General features: G+C 60.8%; 23 protein-coding genes. 21 read left to right on the plus strand and 2 right to left on the minus strand.

Features of this window, described 5'->3' with window-relative positions; translation table 11 throughout:
* The first annotated feature begins 13 nt into the window (after window positions 1-13).
* The 15 genes from hisG to tatC all read left to right on the plus strand — a co-directional run bounded on the left by hisG (window position 14) and on the right by tatC (window position 10,541).
* On the plus strand, window positions 14-676 hold the full coding sequence (hisG, locus tag ACFQ95_RS11055) for an ATP phosphoribosyltransferase (RefSeq protein ID WP_422830919.1): 663 nt from the start codon (window positions 14-16) through the stop codon (window positions 674-676).
* A 37-nt stretch (window positions 677-713) separates the two neighbouring features.
* A complete protein-coding gene (gene hisD / locus ACFQ95_RS11060) occupies window positions 714-2,066 on the plus strand; it encodes a histidinol dehydrogenase (protein ID WP_422830921.1) in 1,353 nt (450 codons plus the stop codon).
* Entirely contained in the window at window positions 2,063-3,196 is a 1,134-nt protein-coding gene (hisC, locus tag ACFQ95_RS11065) for a histidinol-phosphate transaminase (RefSeq protein ID WP_422830923.1), read from the plus strand. Before hisD ends, hisC begins: the two co-directional genes overlap by 4 nt.
* Window positions 3,193-3,798, plus strand: coding sequence for an imidazoleglycerol-phosphate dehydratase HisB (gene hisB, locus ACFQ95_RS11070; RefSeq protein WP_422830924.1), 606 nt, complete (start codon window positions 3,193-3,195; stop codon window positions 3,796-3,798). Before hisC ends, hisB begins: the two co-directional genes overlap by 4 nt.
* 45 nt (window positions 3,799-3,843) lie before the next feature.
* A complete protein-coding gene (gene hisH / locus ACFQ95_RS11075) occupies window positions 3,844-4,515 on the plus strand; it encodes an imidazole glycerol phosphate synthase subunit HisH (RefSeq protein ID WP_422830926.1) in 672 nt (223 codons plus the stop codon).
* 39 nt (window positions 4,516-4,554) lie between these two features.
* On the plus strand, window positions 4,555-5,295 hold the full coding sequence (gene hisA, locus ACFQ95_RS11080) for a 1-(5-phosphoribosyl)-5-[(5-phosphoribosylamino)methylideneamino]imidazole-4-carboxamide isomerase (protein WP_422830927.1): 741 nt from the start codon (window positions 4,555-4,557) through the stop codon (window positions 5,293-5,295).
* Between the two features lie 74 nt (window positions 5,296-5,369).
* Window positions 5,370-6,251 carry a D-hexose-6-phosphate mutarotase gene (locus ACFQ95_RS11085; protein WP_422830929.1) on the plus strand — a complete coding sequence of 294 codons (882 nt, stop codon included), beginning with the start codon at window positions 5,370-5,372 and terminating at the stop codon, window positions 6,249-6,251.
* Window positions 6,252-6,293: 42 nt separating this feature from the next.
* Window positions 6,294-7,073: an imidazole glycerol phosphate synthase subunit HisF gene (gene hisF / locus ACFQ95_RS11090; RefSeq protein WP_422830931.1), complete on the plus strand. Its 780-nt coding sequence runs from the start codon at window positions 6,294-6,296 to the stop codon at window positions 7,071-7,073.
* Between the two features lie 148 nt (window positions 7,074-7,221).
* A complete protein-coding gene (hisI, locus tag ACFQ95_RS11095) occupies window positions 7,222-7,626 on the plus strand; it encodes a phosphoribosyl-AMP cyclohydrolase (protein WP_422830933.1) in 405 nt (134 codons plus the stop codon).
* Between the two features lie 4 nt (window positions 7,627-7,630).
* Entirely contained in the window at window positions 7,631-8,020 is a 390-nt protein-coding gene (locus ACFQ95_RS11100; protein WP_422830935.1) for a phosphoribosyl-ATP diphosphatase, read from the plus strand.
* 3 nt (window positions 8,021-8,023) lie between these two features.
* Window positions 8,024-8,413 carry a DUF4870 family protein gene (locus ACFQ95_RS11105; RefSeq protein ID WP_422830936.1) on the plus strand — a complete coding sequence of 130 codons (390 nt, stop codon included), beginning with the start codon at window positions 8,024-8,026 and terminating at the stop codon, window positions 8,411-8,413.
* A 30-nt stretch (window positions 8,414-8,443) separates the two neighbouring features.
* Window positions 8,444-8,812 carry a histidine triad nucleotide-binding protein gene (locus ACFQ95_RS11110; protein WP_422830938.1) on the plus strand — a complete coding sequence of 123 codons (369 nt, stop codon included), beginning with the start codon at window positions 8,444-8,446 and terminating at the stop codon, window positions 8,810-8,812.
* Between the two features lie 104 nt (window positions 8,813-8,916).
* Window positions 8,917-9,150 carry a Sec-independent protein translocase subunit TatA gene (tatA, locus tag ACFQ95_RS11115; protein ID WP_422830939.1) on the plus strand — a complete coding sequence of 78 codons (234 nt, stop codon included), beginning with the start codon at window positions 8,917-8,919 and terminating at the stop codon, window positions 9,148-9,150.
* A 15-nt stretch (window positions 9,151-9,165) separates the two neighbouring features.
* Complete coding sequence (gene tatB / locus ACFQ95_RS11120; RefSeq protein WP_422830941.1) at window positions 9,166-9,630, plus strand: Sec-independent protein translocase protein TatB; 465 nt, start codon at window positions 9,166-9,168, stop codon at window positions 9,628-9,630.
* Between the two features lie 113 nt (window positions 9,631-9,743).
* Window positions 9,744-10,541, plus strand: a complete 798-nt coding sequence (tatC, locus tag ACFQ95_RS11125) for a twin-arginine translocase subunit TatC (RefSeq protein ID WP_422830943.1) — start codon at window positions 9,744-9,746, stop codon at window positions 10,539-10,541.
* A 115-nt stretch (window positions 10,542-10,656) separates the two neighbouring features.
* On the opposite strand, the gene ACFQ95_RS11130 is transcribed toward tatC, so the two are convergent.
* The gene (locus tag ACFQ95_RS11130) at window positions 10,657-11,802 is read right to left on the minus strand and encodes a trypsin-like peptidase domain-containing protein (RefSeq protein ID WP_422830945.1); all 1,146 of its coding nucleotides are present in this window, start codon (window positions 11,800-11,802) and stop codon (window positions 10,657-10,659) included.
* A gap of 380 nt (window positions 11,803-12,182) precedes the next feature.
* On the opposite strand from ACFQ95_RS11130, the gene ACFQ95_RS11135 reads away from it, so the two are divergent.
* Genes ACFQ95_RS11135 through pdxA form a run of 3 tightly spaced genes read left to right on the plus strand, consistent with a single transcriptional unit; the run spans window position 12,183 to window position 15,417 of the window.
* Complete coding sequence (locus ACFQ95_RS11135) at window positions 12,183-13,523, plus strand: MFS transporter (RefSeq protein ID WP_422830947.1); 1,341 nt, start codon at window positions 12,183-12,185, stop codon at window positions 13,521-13,523.
* Window positions 13,524-13,573: 50 nt separating this feature from the next.
* On the plus strand, window positions 13,574-14,344 hold the full coding sequence (locus tag ACFQ95_RS11140; protein ID WP_422830949.1) for a Nif3-like dinuclear metal center hexameric protein: 771 nt from the start codon (window positions 13,574-13,576) through the stop codon (window positions 14,342-14,344).
* Window positions 14,345-14,352: 8 nt separating this feature from the next.
* Window positions 14,353-15,417, plus strand: coding sequence for a 4-hydroxythreonine-4-phosphate dehydrogenase PdxA (gene pdxA / locus ACFQ95_RS11145; RefSeq protein WP_422830951.1), 1,065 nt, complete (start codon window positions 14,353-14,355; stop codon window positions 15,415-15,417).
* 33 nt (window positions 15,418-15,450) lie between these two features.
* On the opposite strand, the gene mscL is transcribed toward pdxA, so the two are convergent.
* Complete coding sequence (mscL, locus tag ACFQ95_RS11150; RefSeq protein WP_422830953.1) at window positions 15,451-15,879, minus strand: large conductance mechanosensitive channel protein MscL; 429 nt, start codon at window positions 15,877-15,879, stop codon at window positions 15,451-15,453.
* 161 nt (window positions 15,880-16,040) lie between these two features.
* Between mscL and petA the strand changes: the two genes are divergently transcribed.
* The 3 genes from petA to ACFQ95_RS11165 are packed head-to-tail and all read left to right on the plus strand — an operon-like array spanning window position 16,041 to window position 18,853.
* Complete coding sequence (gene petA, locus ACFQ95_RS11155; protein ID WP_422830955.1) at window positions 16,041-16,640, plus strand: ubiquinol-cytochrome c reductase iron-sulfur subunit; 600 nt, start codon at window positions 16,041-16,043, stop codon at window positions 16,638-16,640.
* Window positions 16,641-16,680: 40 nt separating this feature from the next.
* Window positions 16,681-18,072 carry a cytochrome b gene (locus tag ACFQ95_RS11160; protein ID WP_422831124.1) on the plus strand — a complete coding sequence of 464 codons (1,392 nt, stop codon included), beginning with the start codon at window positions 16,681-16,683 and terminating at the stop codon, window positions 18,070-18,072.
* Window positions 18,073-18,097: 25 nt separating this feature from the next.
* Window positions 18,098-18,853, plus strand: a complete 756-nt coding sequence (locus tag ACFQ95_RS11165) for a cytochrome c1 (RefSeq protein WP_422831126.1) — start codon at window positions 18,098-18,100, stop codon at window positions 18,851-18,853.
* Window positions 18,854-18,906 lie beyond the last annotated feature (53 nt).

Consider the following 18,906-nt stretch of genomic DNA (forward strand, 5'->3'; position numbering starts at 1 on the left):
CGGACAAAACAAAATGATTACTCTCGCACTGTCCAAGGGACGCATCTTCGACGAAACCCTGCCGCTGCTGCAGGCCGCCGGCATCGAGGTGCTGGAAGACCCCGAAAAATCGCGCAAGCTGATTTTGCCGACCAACCGCGCCGACGTGCGTGTGGTGCTGGTGCGCGCTTCCGACGTGCCCACCTATGTGGAAAACGGCGGTGCCGACCTCGGCATCACCGGCAAGGACACGCTGATTGAGCATGGCAGCCAAAACCTGTACCAGCCGCTGGACCTGCAAATCGCCAAGTGCCGCATCAGCGTGGCCGTGCGCAATGACTTCGACTACGCCTTTGCCGTGCGCCAGGGTGCGCGCCTGCGTGTGGCCACCAAATACGTGGCGATTGCGCGCGACTTCTTCGCCACCAAGGGTGTACACGTCGACCTGATCAAGCTCTACGGCAGCATGGAACTGGCGCCGTTGACCGGGCTGTCCGATGCCATCGTCGACCTGGTCTCCACCGGCAACACGCTGCGCGCCAACAACCTGGTGGAAGTCGAGCGCATCATGGACATCAGCTCGCGCCTGGTGGTGAACCAGGCCTCGCTCAAGCTCAAGCAGGCGCCGATCCGCGAGTTGATTGACGCGTTCTCGGGCGCCGTGGCGGCGCGCGAAGCGGCTCAAAGCAAAGCCTGAATTTTTTCTCAACCAACGTCCCCTGGACTGAATTACTATGAAATTGGTAGCGTCTCCCGCAAGAATGTCAACCGCCAGCAGCACGTTTGATGCTGAATTCAAGGCGCGTTTGCATTGGTCGGCCGAGGCGGATGCTGCCATTGAGCATCGCGTGGCCGAGATCCTGGCCGACGTGCGTGTACGTGGCGACGCGGCAGTGCTCGAATACACCCAGCGTTTTGACGGCCTGGCCGCCGACAGCGTGAGCGCGTTGGAGCTCACCGCCGCGGAACTCAAGGCCGCGTTCGACGGCCTGCCCGCCGCGCAACGCGAGGCGCTGCAGTCCGCCGCCGCACGGGTGCGCCGCTACCACGAGGCGCAAAAAAAAGCCTCGGGCGAAAGCTGGAGCTACCGTGACGAAGACGGCACCCTGCTGGGCCAAAAGGTCACGCCGCTGGACCGTGTGGGCATCTATGTGCCCGGCGGCAAGGCCGCCTACCCGAGCAGCGTGTTGATGAACGCCATTCCGGCACATGTGGCGGGTGTGGGCGAAATCATCATGGTGGTGCCCACGCCGCGCGGCGAGAAGAATCCGCTGGTGCTGGCCGCCGCCTACGTCGCCGGTGTCAGCCGCGCCTTCACCATTGGTGGCGCGCAGGCCGTGGCCGCCTTGGCTTACGGCACGGCCACCGTGCCTGGCGTGGACAAGATCACCGGCCCGGGCAACGCCTATGTGGCCAGCGCCAAGAAAAACGTGTTTGGCACCGTGGGCATAGACATGATTGCCGGCCCAAGCGAGATTCTGGTGTTGGCCGACGGCAGCACACCCGCCGACTGGGTGGCCATGGACTTGTTCAGCCAGGCCGAGCACGACGAGTTGGCGCAAAGCATTCTGCTGTGCCCCGACGCGGCCTATATCGACGCCGTGCAAGAGGCGATAAACCGCCTGTTGCCCACCATGCCACGCGCCGAAATCATCGCCAAGTCGCTCACCGGGCGTGGCGCCTTGATCCTCACACGCGACATGGAAGAGGCCTGCGCCATCAGCAACCGCATTGCCCCCGAACACCTGGAAGTCAGCAGCCGCGACCCGCACCGCTGGGAGCCTTTGCTCAAACACGCCGGCGCCATCTTCCTCGGTGCCTACACCAGCGAAAGCCTGGGCGACTATTGCGCCGGCCCGAACCACGTGCTGCCCACCAGCGGCACGGCGCGTTTCTCGTCGCCGCTGGGCGTGTACGACTTCCAGAAGCGCAGCAGCCTCATCGAAGTGAGCGAAGCCGGGGCGCAAAAGCTGGGTGTGATTGCGGCCGAGTTGGCCTATGGCGAAGGCCTGCAAGCCCACGCCCGTGCGGCCGAGTTGCGTTTGAACCCCGTGCCTGAAGCGCGGGTGGTGAAAGGCCAGGCATGAACAGCGTGACCTCTCCCGATCTGAATAGCGGCACCCGCGCGCTGCAGCGCATCCGCCCCGATGTGCGCGCCATGCATGCCTACGCCGTACAGCCCGCCACCGGCGTGCTGAAGATGGACGCGATGGAAAACCCCTTCGGCCTGCCGCCCGCGCTGCAAGCCGCCCTGGGTGAGCGCCTGGGCCAACTGGCGTTGAACCGTTACCCTGGTGCGCGGCAAAACGACTTGAAGGCCGCACTCGCCGCCTACGCCGGCATGCCCGAAGGCCACAGCCTGATCCTGGGCAATGGCTCGGACGAGTTGATCAGCCTGCTGGCGCTGGCTTGTGCCCAGCCTGTCGACGGCCAGCGCGCCACCATGCTCGCACCCATGCCGGGCTTTGTCATGTACCCCATGAGCGCGCAGTTGCAAGGCCTGGACTTTGTGGGCGTTGACCTGACGGCCGATTTCGAACTCGACGAGCCCGCCATGCTGGCCGCCATCACCAAGCACCGCCCGGCCATCACCTACATTGCCTACCCGAACAACCCCACGGCCACGCTGTGGGACCAGGCGGTGGTGCAGCGCATCATCGATGCCGTGGGCCAAATCGGCGGTCTGGTGGTGATGGACGAGGCCTACCAGCCTTTCGCCAGCCGCAGTTGGATTGCCAATATGCAGGCCGAGCCGGAACGCAACGGCCACGTGTTGCTGATGCGCACGCTGAGCAAGTTTGGCCTGGCCGGTGTGCGCCTGGGTTATCTCATGGGCCCGTCGGCGCTGGTGGGCGAGATCGACAAGGTGCGCCCGCCCTACAACATCAGTGTGCTCAACTGTGAAGCCGCTTTGTTTGCGCTGGAGCACGCCCAGGTGTTTGCCGAGCAGGCCGCCAGCTTGCGTGCCGAGCGCGAGCGGTTGATTGCCGCGCTGCGTGCCATGCCGGGCATTCAACATTGCTGGGACAGCCAGGCCAATATGGTGCTGGTGCGCGTGGCCGATGCCGGCGCGGTTTTTGCGGCTTTGAAGGCGCACAAGATCCTGATCAAGAACGTTTCTACAATGCACCCATTGCTGGCCAACTGCCTGCGCCTCACCGTTGGCAGTGCCGACGAGAACGCACAACTGTTGGCCGCACTCCAAACCTCACTATGACCACGACCACCATGCCCCGCACCGCCGAGGTGTCGCGCAACACCGCCGAGACCAAGATCACCGTGCGCGTCAACCTGGACGGCACCGGCCAGGCCAAACTCAACACCGGCATTGGTTTTTTTGACCACATGCTGGACCAGATCGCGCGCCACGGCTTGATCGACCTTGAAATCGAGTGTGCGGGCGACCTGCACATCGACGGCCACCACACGGTGGAAGACGTGGGCATCACCCTGGGCCAGGCGTTCTACAAGGCCGTGGGCGACAAAAAAGGCATTCGCCGCTACGGCCATGCCTATGTGCCGCTAGACGAAGCCTTGTCGCGCGTGGTGATCGACTTTTCCGGCCGCCCCGGCCTGGAGATGCATATCCCGTTCACCAGCGGCATGGTTGGCGCGTTCGACACGCAACTCACCTACGAATTCTTCCAGGGCTTTGTGAACCACGCGTTTGTCACGCTGCACATCGACAACCTGAAGGGTGTGAACGCCCACCACCAATGCGAAACCGTGTTCAAGGCGTTTGCACGCGCCTTGCGTGCGGCGCTGGAGATTGACCCGCGCTCGGTCGGGGTGATCCCGTCCACCAAGGGTTCGCTGTAAGCCTAAAATTGCGCATTCAAGTAGATCCAATCAGCACAAAAAGCTATGACTTTGGTAGCAAATAAGTCCGTCGCCGTGGTCGACTACGGCATGGGCAACCTGCGCTCGGTGTCGCAGGCCGTGATGGCGGTCGCCGAAGGCACGGGGTACGAGGTGATCGTCACCAGCAAGCCCGAAGACGTGCGCCGCGCCGAACGCATCGTTCTGCCCGGTCAGGGCGCGATGCGCGACTGCATGTTCGAGCTGCAGGCCTCGGGCCTGAAAGAAGCTGTGCTGGAGGCCGCCGCCAACAAGCCCTTGATGGGGGTGTGTGTCGGCATGCAGATGCTGCTGGACCACAGTGAAGAACAAGATACGCCAGGCCTGGGCTTGATTCCCGGTCAGGTGCGCCGCTTTCAACTCGAAGGCCGCTTGCAGCCCGATGGCAGCCGTTTCAAGGTGCCGCAAATGGGCTGGAACCAGGTCAGCCAACAAGCGCCGGGCGGCCAGCGCCACCCCATTTGGGGTGAGGTGCCGGACAACGCCTACTTCTACTTCGTGCACAGCTTCTACGTGCAGCCCACGGCTGTGGCGCACAGCGCCGGCCTGGCCGATTACGGTGGGGTCTTTACGGCAGCAGTCGCACGCGATAACATTTTTGCAACCCAGTTCCACCCAGAAAAGAGCGCCGCCCATGGTTTGGCGCTGTACCGTAATTTTCTGCACTGGAACCCCTGATTTCCTCAACCTTTCTCCACTTACGCTGCCCACAGCACCATGCTTCTTATTCCTGCAATTGACCTGAAAGACGGCCAGTGTGTACGTCTTAAACAAGGCGACATGGATCAATCCACCATCTTCAGTGAAGACCCTGCGGCCATGGCGCGCAGCTGGGTCGACAAGGGCGCCCGGCGTCTGCACTTGGTGGATTTGAACGGCGCGTTCGCGGGCAAGCCCAAGAACGAGCTGGCGATTCGCCAAATCTTGAAGGAAGTCGGCGGTGAGATCGATGTGCAGTTGGGTGGCGGCATCCGCGACCTCGACACCATCGAGCGTTACCTCGACGCCGGCCTGCGCTACGTCATCATCGGCACGGCTGCGGTCAAGAACCCAGGCTTCCTGCAAGACGCCTGCACGGCGTTTGGCGGCCACGTCATCGTCGGCCTGGATGCCAAGGATGGCAAGGTGGCGACCGACGGCTGGAGCAAGCTCACGGGCCACGAAGTGGTCGACCTGGCCAAGAAGTTCGAAGACTACGGCGTCGAGTCGTTCATCTACACCGACATCGGCCGCGACGGCATGCTCACTGGCATCAACATCGAAGCCACCGTGCGTCTGGCGCAAGCCATCACCACGCCGGTGATCGCCTCGGGTGGCCTGTCGAACATTGCCGACATCGAGAAGCTGTGTGCTGTGGAGCCTGAAGGTGTTGAAGGTGTGATCTGCGGACGCGCCATCTACTCCGGCGACCTTGACTTCGAAGCCGCGCAATTGCGCGCCGACGAACTCGCTGAGTAATCTGCTTCTTTTGTGATGGACTGGCCGCACAGCTGCGGCGGCCAACCGCCAAAACCACCCAAGGGTTGACCGCCATGCCAGAACTCGCCGCACCCTACAACCGCCTGCCTTGCGTCAGCTTGGAACTGCCCGGTGGCGACAAGCTGCTGGTGGCCGAGCAGGGCGCCCATGTGCTCTCTTGGCAAACCGCCGATGGCGCGGAGCGGCTGTTCCTCAGCGAACGTGCCGTGCTCGACGGGCAAACCCCCATCCGTGGCGGTGTGCCAGTGTGTTTTCCGCAATTCAACCAGCGTGTGCTGGATGGCCGCGCGCTGCTCAAACATGGTTTTGCGCGTAGCTTGCCGTGGACACTGGCAGCCGAATCGGCCGCCAGCGCCGCCCGCCCTGAAGCCACACTGCGCATGACCCTGCGCGACTCCGAGGCCACGCGCCAAAGTGGTTGGTCGTTTGCGTTTGAAGCGGCGCTCGACGTGGTGCTCGCGCCCGGCCGTCTGCGCCTGACGTTTTCCGTCACCAACACCGACCAGGTGCCTTGGCCGTTTGCGCTGGCGCTGCACACCTATCTGCGTGTGGCCGCCATCGAGCAAACCCGTTTGCTTGGTCTGGGCGACGCCAGCTTCTGGGATGGCGTGAAGCACCTAAACGACCAGAGTGTGCGCAGCCAACAGCTGGATGCCGAGCTGCGTTTCACGGCTGAGACCGACCGCGTTTACAGCGCCGCCAAAGCGCCGCTGCAAGTGCAAGACGGCAACCACAGCCTGCGTGTGGCGCAGAGCGACAACTTCACCGAGACCGTGGTGTGGAACCCAGGTGCCGTGCTCAGCGCCAAGATCGACGACATGCCCGACGACGGCTTTCGCCACATGTTGTGTGTCGAGGCCGCGCGCATTGAGCAACCGGTGCGGCTGCAGCCCGGCGAGCAGTGGAGCGCCTGGCAAGAACTCAGCGTGGTCTGACCCTCGCGCCTTTTTTTGATTTTTTCAATTTCTGAATTTCCCATGCTTGCCAAACGCATCATCCCTTGCCTAGACGTGACCGGTGGCCGTGTCGTCAAAGGCGTCAACTTTGTGGAACTGCGCGACGCGGGCGACCCGGTGGAAATCGCCGCACGCTACAACGAGCAGGGTGCCGACGAGCTGACCTTTCTGGACATCACCGCCACCAGCGACGGGCGCGACCTGATCCTGCACATCATCGAATCCGTGGCCTCGCAGGTGTTCATTCCGCTGACCGTGGGTGGTGGTGTGCGCGTGGTGGAAGACGTGCGTCGGCTGCTCAACTCGGGTGCCGACAAGGTGAGCTTCAACTCCGCCGCCATCTCCAACCCCGATGTGATCACCAACGCCTCCGCCAAATACGGCGCGCAGGCGATTGTGGTGGCCATAGACGCCAAGCGCCGCAGCGCCGAAGACGCCGCCACACGTGGCCCGGGTTGGGACGTTTACAGCCATGGCGGCCGCAAAAATACCGGCCTGGACGCCGTGGCCTGGGCCACCGAGATGGCGCAGCGCGGCGCGGGCGAAATCTTGCTGACCAGCATGGACCGCGACGGCACCAAGTCGGGCTTTGACTTGGCGCTGACACGCGCCGTGAGCGATGCGGTGAGTGTGCCGGTGATCGCCTCGGGCGGTGTCGGCAACCTGGACCACCTGGCCGATGGTGTGCAGCAGGGCGGCGCGGATGCAGTGCTGGCCGCCAGCATCTTCCACTATGGTGAGTTCACCGTGGGCCAAGCCAAGCAGCGTATGGCCGAGCGCGGCATTCCGGTGCGTACCTGAGCCAGAGCGGAAGCTGTCATATTGTGAATTTATGATAGCTGCCGCCGCAGATGCAGTAGGCGCAAGAAGCCAATTTCACTCTTAACTTTAAAAAGCTGTTCGTGGGGCTATGGGCAAGCCGTCCAGGCAAATCACGCACAATCCACACATGAACTGGTTAGACGAAGTGAAATGGGATGCGCAGGGCCTGGTGCCCGTGATCGCACAGGAAGCGAGCAGCGGCGACGTGCTGATGTTCGCCTGGATGAACCGCGAGGCCCTGGCCAAAACGGCAGAGCTCAAGCGCGCTGTGTATTTCAGCCGCTCGCGCCACAAGCTGTGGTTCAAAGGCGAGGAGTCGGGCCACGTGCAAACCGTGCACGACATCCGTATCGACTGCGACAACGACGTGGTGCTGCTGAAGGTGACGCAGCTTGGCCATGAGCCCGGCATTGCCTGCCACACCGGCCGCCACAGCTGCTTTTTCAGCAGCCTGGAACAATCTGCAGACGGCGCGCCTCAGTGGTGTGCGGTCGAACCGGTCTTGAAAGACCCGGAATCCATCTACAAATAAGCGCATGAGTTCTTCTTCTACAAGCTCGCAAGACGCGTTGGCCCGTTTGGCCGCCGTCATCGAATCGCGTAAACCCAGCGCCGGCGGCGACCCCTCGGCCAGCTACGTGGCACGGCTATTGCACAAAGGCCCGGACGCGTTTTTGAAGAAAATTGGCGAAGAAGCCACCGAAACCGTGATGGCCGCCAAGGATGTGGACCATGGCGGCGACCCGCAAAAGCTGGTCTACGAAGTGGCTGATCTGTGGTTTCACTCCATGATTGCGCTGGCGCACTATGGCTTGAAACCGGCGGACGTGATCACCGAGTTGGAGCGCCGTGAAGGCACCAGCGGCATTGAAGAAAAAGCCCTGCGCAAAGCGCAGGACCGTGAAGCTTCGGAGCAAAAAGGCTAAGACATGAGCGACATCATCGACGTGCAGGTCAAAGACAGCGAAAAAGCCCAGTCCCTCAAGTCGATTGGCTGGGTGAGTTATCTGTTGCACTTGATCGTCGCGGTGGGCGCGGTGTTGCCGGGCGCGCAGCCGGGCATCTTTTTGCTCATCGTCGCGCTGGTCATAGACCTGGTGAAAAAGCCCGAGGCCGAAGGCACCTGGCAGGCCAGCCACTTTTCGTGGCGCATACGCTCGGTGTTGTGGGCCGGTGTGTTCTACGTGATCACCTTCCCGTTGTTCCTGCTGTTTTTTCTGCCGGGCTTTGTCGCCTGGGGCATCATCTCCATCTGGTTCCTGTACCGCATCGTGCGCGGCATGGTGGCCATGAATGCCAGCCAGCCGGTTGGCCTCTAAACCCGTACGTCCACTCCCGTGTCTGCCCTCATGTCTGATGTGAACCACGATCCCAATTGTTTGTTCTGCAAAATCATTGCGGGCCAAATCCCTTCGCGCAAGGTGTATGAAGACGAGCAGGTTTTCGCCTTCCACGACATCCATCCTTGGGCGCCAGTGCATTTTCTGATGGTGCCCAAGGCGCATATTCCGTCGTTGGCCCAGGTCACGCCCGAGCATGCGCCTTTGCTGGGCCACATGATGGCGCTGGCGCCCAAGCTGGCGGCAGAGCAGGGCTGCAATCCCTATCCCAGCGGCGGTTTCCGCGTCGTGGCCAATACCGGCGACGAGGGCGGGCAGGAGATCCACCACCTGCATTTCCATGTGATTGGTGGGCCCCGTCCTTGGCTCAAGGGATGATGAAGCTTTGAACCCTGGGTCAACACCAGGGTCATATTCCGTACGGCGCACAGGTGAAGCCTTTGCAGCCGACTAAAATCTAGACAAATTGTTAGGAGTTCACCATGGGTTCATTTTCCATCTGGCATTGGTTGATTGTGTTGTTGATCGTGGTCATGGTGTTCGGCACCAAGAAGCTCAAGAACATAGGCGGTGACCTCGGCGGTGCGGTCAAGGGCTTCAAGGACGGCATGAAAGAGGGCTCCACCACGCCCGAGGACAAGCCGGCTGGCCAGGTCGCGAACGCTGCTGCGGCCGAGAAGACCACCATCGACGTCGAAGCCAAGACCAAGTCTTAATCAAGGCGAATACGCGTGATTGATATCGGCATTTCCAAGATGGCGCTGATCGGCGCGGTGGCCCTGGTGGTCATCGGCCCCGAAAAGCTGCCGCGCGTGGCGCGCACCGTGGGCACTTTGCTCGGCAAGGCGCAGCGTTATGTGTCCGACGTGAAGGCCGAAGTCAACCGCTCCATGGATCTGGACGAGCTGAAGAAGATGAAGGACACCATCGAGGGCGCCGCCCGCGATGTACAGACTTCCGTACAGACCAGCGCCAGCGAGTTTGAGCAATCCATCGCCGGCTCGCCTGATTACTCTGCCAGCAGCCTGGCCGATGAGCCCTATGTGCATTACCCCGAGTACAAACACCCCAAGAAGAATTGGCGTGTGAAGCAGGGGGCCATGCCGCAGTGGTACAAGGCGCGTGCAGGTGTGCGCACCAAGGCCTTGTCGGGGGCGGCCCGTGTGGCGCGTTACCGGCCGCAAAAAATCAACTAAGTTGATCGGACCTTCTGTTCTTTATCGTCCCTGCGCTGCCCCATCGACGGTGGTGGCGCTTTCGGGATGTGCTCTCGGTTTAACGCCGGCTTGATTTCCATTTCTTCCCCACCATGTCCGATCCGCAGAAACCAGAAGAAGACGAGTTAGCCGGTACCGAGCAGCCTTTTGTGCAGCATCTGGTGGAGCTGCGCGACCGGCTGATCAAAGCCATCATCGCCATTGCCGTGGTGGCTGGGGTGTTGTCTGTTTTCCCCGGCCCAGGCGCGTTGTACGACCTGCTGGCCGCACCGCTGGTGGCCACGCTGCCCAAGGGCGCCACGCTGATCGCCACCTCGGTGATCTCGCCGTTCCTGGTGCCGTTGCAGATCATGTTCATGGCGGCCTTTTTGATCGCCCTGCCGGTGGTGCTGTACCAGGCCTGGGCATTTGTGGCCCCAGGGCTTTACAAGCATGAACGCCGTTTGGTGCTGCCGTTGGTGATTTCCAGCACGCTGCTGTTTTTTATCGGCGTGGCGTTTTGTTATTTCTTCGTTTTTGGCCAGGTGTTCAAGTTCATCCAGAGCTTTGCGCCGAAAAGCATTACCGCCGCGCCTGACATCGAGGCGTATTTGAGCTTTGTGCTGACCATGTTCTTCGCCTTTGGCCTGGCGTTCGAGGTGCCGATTGTGGTCATCGTGCTGGCGCGCATGGGCATCGTGAGCATTGAAAAGCTCAAGGCCTTCCGCGGCTACTTTGTGGTGTTGGCCTTCATCATCGCTGCCATCGTCACGCCGCCGGATGTGGTGTCGCAACTGGCGCTGGCCATTCCCATGTGCCTGCTGTACGAAATCGGCATTCGCGCCGCGCAGTTCTTTTTGATCCACACCAAGGCGCCGGAAGATGCCGATGAAGCCGAGGCCAAGGCCTAATCACTTAGAAAAAATTGGCCTCTCAGGCTTTTAGTGAAAGCGTGAGATGCTGCTAAATAGATAGCAAAAACAAAGGGCCGCAGTTTGCGGCCCTTTGTTTTGTGGGGTTCGCGCCTTAACGCGTGGGGCGCTGTGGTGTCGGGCGCAGGCCGGGTGTGACCTCCAGGCTTAGCTTGTTGCTCTGGCGCAGCACTTCAAAGGTGGCCGTGGTGCCAGGCTTCAAGGCGGCCACGCTGCTCAGCAGCTCCGACACGTTGTGCACGTCTTTGCTGGCCACATTGGTGATCACGTCGCCCGGACGAATGCCAGCCTTGGCGGCGGGGCCGTTTTGCAGCACGCCGGTGATGATCACGCCTTGGTCGGCCTTGACGCCAAAGGTTTCGGCCAGCTCGGGCGACAGCTCATTGGGCTCCACGCCAATCCAGCCGCGACGCACTTGGCCTTCGGTGACGATGCCTTCGAGCACCAGCTTGGCCGTGGCCACAGGAATGGCAAAACCAATGCCCATGCTGCCACCGGAGCGTGAGTAGATGGCGGTGTTGATGCCCATCAGATTGCCATTCACGTCGACCAGCGCGCCGCCCGAGTTGCCGGGGTTGATGGCGGCGTCGGTTTGGATGAAGTTCTCAAACGTGTTGATGCCCAACTGGTTGCGGCCCAAGGCGCTGACGATGCCGCTGGTGACGGTCTGGCCTACGCCAAAGGGGTTGCCGATGGCCAGTACCTGATCGCCCACCAGCAAGGCGTCTGAGTTGCCGAGCACGATCACCGGTAGCTTGTCCAGATCTATCTTCAGCACGGCGAGATCGGTGTCGGGGTCGGTGCCTATCACCTTGGCGGTGACGTGACGGCTGTCGGTCAGGATGACTTCAATCGCGTCGGCGCCTTCAACCACATGGTTGTTGGTCAGGATATAGCCATTGGGACTGACGATCACGCCGCTGCCCAGACCGGCCTGGGTTTGGCTGCCTTGGTCGCCAAAGAAAAAGCGAAACCACGGGTCGTTGGAGCGCGGGTCGCGCGCGGCCATCTTGCTGGTGTTGATGCTGACCACGGCGGGCGACGCCTGGCGCGCCGCCGCGCTAAAGCTGCCAGCCACCGGGGCTGTGCTGGTCGAAGCGGGCGCTTCTATCAAGGACACCGAGCCAAAGCCGCCGCGTGTGGGGCGGCCTATCCACTCGGGCTTGAGTGTGGCCACGACAAAGTAGGCGGCCAACAGGACGGTGACAGACTGGGCAAAAACGAGCCAAAGGCGCTTCATGGTTTGGAATGCTTGTGTAGGGAGCCGAAGCGGCAGTGATTTGGTGAGCGAATGGGGTGATGAATTGTCGTTGAGAACGGCAACGCCCCGCCGCCAAAATGCGTCCCCGGCAAGGGTTTCGCGCATGGCCGAGGTGGCTGCTGCGGCACTGCCCATGCTAGCGGTGTGGAATGGGGTAAACACCTATAATATTTGAAACAGTCTGTGCCAGCCTGAACCGTTCCCTGTGCCAGAGCTACCCGCTCCTGCGCCTGCAGCTAGCCCTGATCCCCGGGTTTCCTTTGAATGGCCGTTTGGCTGCGTTGCCCCATCCCTGGCAGTGCTTGGATCGTCCACACGTTCTGATGCGCAGCAGTTCTTCTACTGCTTTGAGAGTCAAGATGTCTGCTTCCCCATCCCTTACCGCGGGTGCACATGCGCCTGCCGCGACGCCTTCGTCGCCTTCCCTGTCACGTGGTGACGTTCGCACGCTGAGCCTGTCGGCCCTGGGTGGCACGCTGGAGTTTTACGACTTCGTGGTCTACGTGTTTTTTGCCAACGTGCTGGGCCACTTGTTCTTTCCAGCGGAGATGCCGGACTGGATGCGCCAATTGCAAACCTTTGGCATCTTTGCCGCCGGTTACCTGTCGCGCCCCTTGGGTGGGATTTTGATCGCCCACTTCGGCGACGTGCTGGGCCGCAAGCGCATGTTCACCTTGAGCATTTTCCTGATGGCTTTGCCCACGCTGGTCATAGGCCTGCTGCCCACCTATGCCAGCATTGGCGTGGCTGCGCCGCTGCTGCTGCTGGCGATGCGTGTGCTGCAAGGCGCTGCCATTGGCGGTGAGATGCCTGGCGCCTGGGTGTTTGTGGCCGAACACGTGCCATCGCACCGCTACGGCTTTGCCGTGGGCACGTTGACTGCGGGCATCACCGGCGGCATCTTGCTGGGCTCGCTGGTGGCCGTGGCCATCAACACCTACTACCTGCCGGCCGAGGTGAATGATTTTGCCTGGCGCATTCCGTTCATTCTGGGTGGTGTGTTTGGCTTTGTGTCGGTCTACCTGCGCCGCTTCTTGCACGAAACACCCGTCTTCAAGCAACTGGCCGAGCGCCGCAAGGTCGATGCCGAGTTGCCGCTGAAAACCATTCTGCGCGACCACCGTGCAGCCGTGGTGGTGGTGGGCTTGCTGACCTGGGTGTTGTCGGCCGCCATTGTGGTGGTGGTGTTGATGACGCCGAGCTACCTGCAAAAGGTGCATGGCGTGTCGCCGCAACTGTCGCTGTGGGCGAATGCCTTTGCCACGTTGACGCTGACCATAGGCTGTGCGCTGATGGGCTGGGGCGCCGACCGCTTCGGCACACGCGCCATGATGATCGTCGGTTATGGTGGCTTGCTGCTGACCTCCTACCTGTTCTACCACGGCCTGCCTGGCACGCCGCTGTCGCTGGTGTTGACCTATGGCCTGGTTGGTTTGTTCGTGGGCTCGATTTCGCTGGTGCCGGTGATCGGTGTGCGCGCCTTCCCGGCCGCTGTGCGCTTCTCTGGCCTGTCCTTTGCCTACAACATGGCGTATGCCATCTTCGGTGGGGCAACACCTATCGTGATCTCGTTGTGGCTGCAGAAAGACGTGCTGGCGCCTGCACACTACGTGGCCGCCTTGGCTGCACTGGGCCTGATCCTGGGCTTGCTGCCGATCTCGTCGCGCAGCCACATGGAAACGCAGGCCCACAAGGCCTGATTCCTAGCCTGATTTCCGCAAACCGGTGGTGGGGCTGAGACAATCGCCGCATGAGCACCACCCGTTTGGAATTGCTGCAAACGTTCGACACGTTGCTGCAGCCCGCCCGCTTCAAAGACTACGGCCCGAATGGCCTGCAGGTCGAGGGCAAGCCCGAGATTCAACGCATTGTCTCGGGCGTCACCGCCAGCCGCGCGCTGATTGAAGCTGCCATCGAAGCGCGGGCGGACGCCATCTTTGTGCATCACGGTTTGTTTTGGCGTGGCCAAAGCGGTGTCATCACCGGTTGGATGAAGCAGCGCCTGGCCTTGCTGCTGGCGCATGACATCAATCTTTTCGCCTACCACCTGCCGCTGGATGCACATCCCACACTGGGCAACAACGCGCAACTGGGTCTGCAATTGGGCTTGAGCACGCCAACCGAAGGCAGACGCTTTGGCGATAACGACCTGGGTTTCCTGGGCCAGCGCAGCGACGGCGGCGTATTTGCCAGTGGTGATGCCTTGGCCGCCCACGTGGAGTTGTGTCTCAAGAGACCTGTGACGCTTGTACCTGGAGCACCAGGCGCTATTCAAAATGTAGCGTGGTGCACGGGTGGTGCACAGTCGTACTTTGAGGCCGCGATTGCGGCTGGCGCGCAAGCCTTCATCACCGGGGAGATCTCGGAACCGCAGGCCCACTACGCGCGCGAGTGCGGCGTGAGCTTCATCGCTTGCGGCCACCATGCGAGTGAACGTTATGGCGCCCCTGCGGTGGCCGGCCATGTGGCGGCACAACTCGGTCTGGAGCACAGCTTCATCGACATCGACAACCCCGCCTGAGTATTTTTATGTCTGCTCCAGCAACATCATTGCCGCTCGCCATCACACTCGGTGACCCGGCCGGCATTGGTCCGGAGATCATCGCCAAGGCTTACCGCGAGGCGCCGGCGCTGACGCGTGGCAGCTTTGTCGCTGGTGATGTGTTTGTGATGCGTGAGGCCAGCCGTATGGTCTGCCCCCACGGCGGCGCGCCACTGCCGGTGGCGGTGCTCGAAAACGCCGCCCAGGCGTGGTTTGTGCCGCCGGGGTGTATCCCTGTTTTGCAGGTCACGCAGCCATTGGCACCGCTGAAGATTGCGTTGGGTGTCGTGAGTGCCGCTGCCGGGCGTGCTGCGGCCGATGCTGTGGAGTGGGCTGCCCGCGCGGCGTTGCGCGGAGAGGTGGCCGCCCTGGTCACCGCACCACTGCACAAGGAGGCCTTGGCGGCGGCGGGTGTGACCTTTCCAGGGCATACCGAATTGCTGCAGGCCGAATCTGCAACCTATTTACAACAGTCCGTGCACGATGTACCGGTGCGCATGATGCTGGCCAATGACGAGTTGCGCACGGTGCTGGTGAGCATACACATCTCACTGCGCGACGCTATTGAGGCAGTGAGCTTCGACAACGTGCTGCAAACGTTGCGTATCACCCACAGATCCGTGGCCGCCAGTTTGGGGCGTGCGCCGCGTATTGCCGTCGCTGGCTTGAACCCGCATGCGGGTGAGGGCGGGCTGTTTGGTCGAGAAGAGTTGGAGACGATTCAGCCCGCCGTGGCTGCGGCGCGTGCCGAAGGTTTGGACGTACACGGTCCGTTTGCACCTGACACCGTGTTCATGCGGGCGCGTGCGAAGAATGGCCAGCCCGGCGAGTTTGACGTGGTGGTGGCGATGTACCACGACCAGGGTTTGATTCCTGTGAAGTATCTGGGTGTAGACAAAGGCGTGAACGTGACGCTGGGCCTGCCGCTGGTGCGGACCAGCCCGGACCACGGCACGGCGTTCGACATCGCTGGTACCGGCCAAGCCAGCGCCGCGAGCCTGATCGAGGCGCTGCACATGGCGCGGCAATTACTTGGGCCCAGCCAAGCCTAGGCTTGTTGGCGGCAGGGGCTTGCCGCCCCCGTATTACTTCTTCAAGCTGTCGCGAATTTCGCGCAGCAGCAACACGTCTTCGGGTGTGGCGGCTGGGGCAGGTGCCTCTGCGGGCGTGTCTCTCTTCAGGCGGTTGATCTGTTTGATCATCATGAAAATGATGAACGCCAGAATGATGAAGTTCACCGCAATGGTGATGAAGTGGCCATAGGCCAACAGTGGCACGCCGGCTTTTGTCAGTGCGTCATAAGTCATCGCCGTATTCGGCGGCACGGCTCCCAGCACGATGAACATGTTGGAGAAGTCGAGCTTGCCGAAGACCAGGCCCACGATAGGCATGATCAGATCGGCGACAACCGAGTCGACGATCTTGCCAAAGGCGCCACCAATGATCACACCCACGGCCAGGTCGATGACATTGCCCTTGACGGCGAACTCTTTAAATTCTTTGAGCATTCCCATTTGTGTCCACTCCCATTCAATCGTTGGTACGAGCACCTATTGTCCACAAAATGAAGCGTCTGCCATATTCGGTGTCTCTAAGCACGTTGAGATGTTTGTAATCGCTCCGCTACAATCATTTTGGCGAAACATAACAACGACGATCATTGAGGATTTTCCCCATGAGCGAGACACAAGTCGACAATAGCAAACGGACGTGGATGATTGCGTCCGGTTGCGCTGGGGCGGTAGGCGGAGTAGCCGTTGCCGTACCCTTTGTCAGTTCTTTCAGCCCATCGGAGAGGGCGCGAGCAGCGGGGGCTGCCGTAGAGGTGGATATTTCGAACCTGAAAGCGGGGGAGAAGATAACGGTTGAATGGCGCGGCAAGCCCGTCTGGATTGTCAAGCGCACGCCAGAGATGCTGGCAGACCTGCCCAAGAATGATCCGCTACTGGCGGATCCAAAATCCGAACGCAAACCCGATGAGTTGACGCCCGCCTACGCGCGCAACGAGGGGCGTTCCATCAAACCAGACATCTTTGTCGCGGTAGGGATTTGCCCGCATCTGGGCTGTTCCCCGTCTGACAAATTCCAGAAAGGGGCGCAGCCGTCCCTGCCTGACAACTGGGAGGGTGGTTTTCTCTGCCCTTGCCACGGTTCAACCTTCGATATGGCCGGCCGGGTGTTCAAGAACAAGCCAGCGCCAGACAACCTTGAGGTGCCGCCGCACATGTATGTGACGGACTCTCGTTTGTTGATTGGCGAAGACAAAAAAGCCTGATTCTTGACCGCACGTTCTACCGGAGCATACCGTGGCAGAAATGAAAGAAATTTCCCCCAACGCAGCAGCCTCTGCAAAGTTGTTGAATTGGGTAGATAACCGTTTTCCGGCATCCAAGCTCTACAAAGAGCACTTGAGCGAGTACTACGCGCCCAAGAACTTCAACTTCTGGTACTTCTTTGGCTCGCTGGCCATGTTGGTGCTGGTGATCCAGATCGTGACCGGGATTTTCCTGGTCATGCACTACAAGCCCGAGGCTACGCTGGCTTTTGCCTCCGTGGAATACATCATGCGTGATGTGCCCTGGGGTTGGCTGATCCGTTATATGCACTCCACCGGCGCTTCGGCGTTTTTTGTGGTGGTGTACCTGCACATGTTCCGTGGGTTGTTGTACGGCAGCTACCGCAAGCCACGTGAGTTGGTGTGGATCTTTGGCTGCGCCATCTTCCTGTGCCTGATGGCAGAAGCCTTTATGGGCTACCTGCTGCCCTGGGGCCAAATGAGTTATTGGGGTGCGCAGGTGATCGTGAACCTGTTTGCCGCCATTCCGTTCATTGGCCCAGACCTGGCGCTGCTGATCCGTGGTGACTACGTGGTGGGCGACGCGACGCTGAACCGCTTCTTCAGCTTCCACGTCATTGCAGTGCCGCTGGTGCTGTTGGGCCTGGTGGCAGCACACATCATTGCGCTGCACGAAGTCGGCTCGAACAACCCCGACGGCATTGAAATCAAGGCCACGAAGGGCGCAGACGGCCACCCGCTCGACGGTATTCCGTTCCATCCCTACTACACGGTGCACGACATCTTGGGTGTGGCGGTGTTCCTGATGGCCTTCTCTGCAGTGATCTTCTTCGCCCCCGAGTTCGGCGGCTACTTCCTGGAGTACAACAACTTCATTCCGGCCGACTCCTTGAAGACGCCGGCGCACATCGCGCCCGTCTGGTACTTCACGCCGTTCTACTCGATGCTGCGTGCCATCACCGATGAAATGAAATACGTGTTGATGGCCTGCGTGCTGGGTGCTGCGGTGTTCACTGCGGTCAAGACCCGTTTGCCGGGTCTGGTCAAGGGCGTGGCTTTGGTTGTCGCCCTGGGTGTGTGTGCCTTCATGTACAGCACGGACGCCAAGTTCTGGGGCGTGGTGATCATGGGGGCCGCGGTCATCATCTTGTTTTTCTTGCCGTGGCTGGACAATTGCGGTGTGAAATCGATTCGCTACCGTCCGAGCTGGCATAAATACATCTACGCCATTTTTGTGGTCGATTTCTTCGTCCTGGGTTACCTGGGCGTGCAGCCACCGTCGCCAGCGGGCGAGCGGATTTCGCAAATCGGGACCTTGTTCTACTTTGGCTTCTTCTTGTTGATGCCATGGTGGAGCGCCAAAGGCGAAACCAAGCCTGTGCCCTCACGCGTTGTTTTTGCTGCCCACTAAGCCAGAGAGCTCGACGATGAAAAAAATCAAAAAATTGATGGCTGGTTTGTGCTTGGTGGCTGGTGTGCTGACCGGGGCGCAAGCGTCCGAGGGAGGCTTCGCCTGGGACAAGGCGCCAAATCGCACCAACGACGTGGTTGCCCTGCAAAATGGGGCCAAATTATTCGTCAATTACTGTCTCAATTGCCACTCCGCAGCCTTCATGCGTTTCAACCGTTTGAAGGACATTGGACTGAGTGATCAGCAGATAAAGGATAATCTGCTGTTCACGACCGACAAAGTCGGCGAAACCATGCGTGCGGCGATCGATCCCAAACAGGCAAAAGACTGGTTTGGGGCCAATCCTCCCGACCTGACCGTGATTTCGCGCTCACGCGCGGGCCACGGCGGAACAGGGGCTGATTACCTCTACACCTACTTGCGCAGTTACTACCGCGACGACACCAAGGCCACTGGCTGGAACAATATGGTGTTTCCCTCGGTAGCCATGCCCAACCCCCTGTGGGAGTTGCAAGGTGAGCGAAAGCCCCTCTATGAGGTGACCAGTGAACACGGGCACGAAGTGCATGTGTTCAAGGGTTGGGAGCAAGTGAAGCCGGGTACCATGTCGCCGCTGGCCTTTGACCAAGCGACCGGCGATCTGGTCTCGTACCTGCAGTGGATGGCCGAGCCGGCGCAAAACACCCGTGTGCGGGTGGGCGTTTGGGTGATGATTTTTCTTGGCGTGTTTACCTTCATTGCATGGCGTTTGAATGCCGCGTTCTGGAAAGACGTCAAGTAGTTAAGAGCGAGTCTGTTACGCCGTTTTGGCGTTAGCGGCTTTTTCAGAGTGGG

It is taken from the genome of Variovorax sp. HJSM1_2, from assembly GCF_049316285.1.
Classification (GTDB): Bacteria; Pseudomonadota; Gammaproteobacteria; order Burkholderiales; family Burkholderiaceae_C; genus Rhodoferax_B.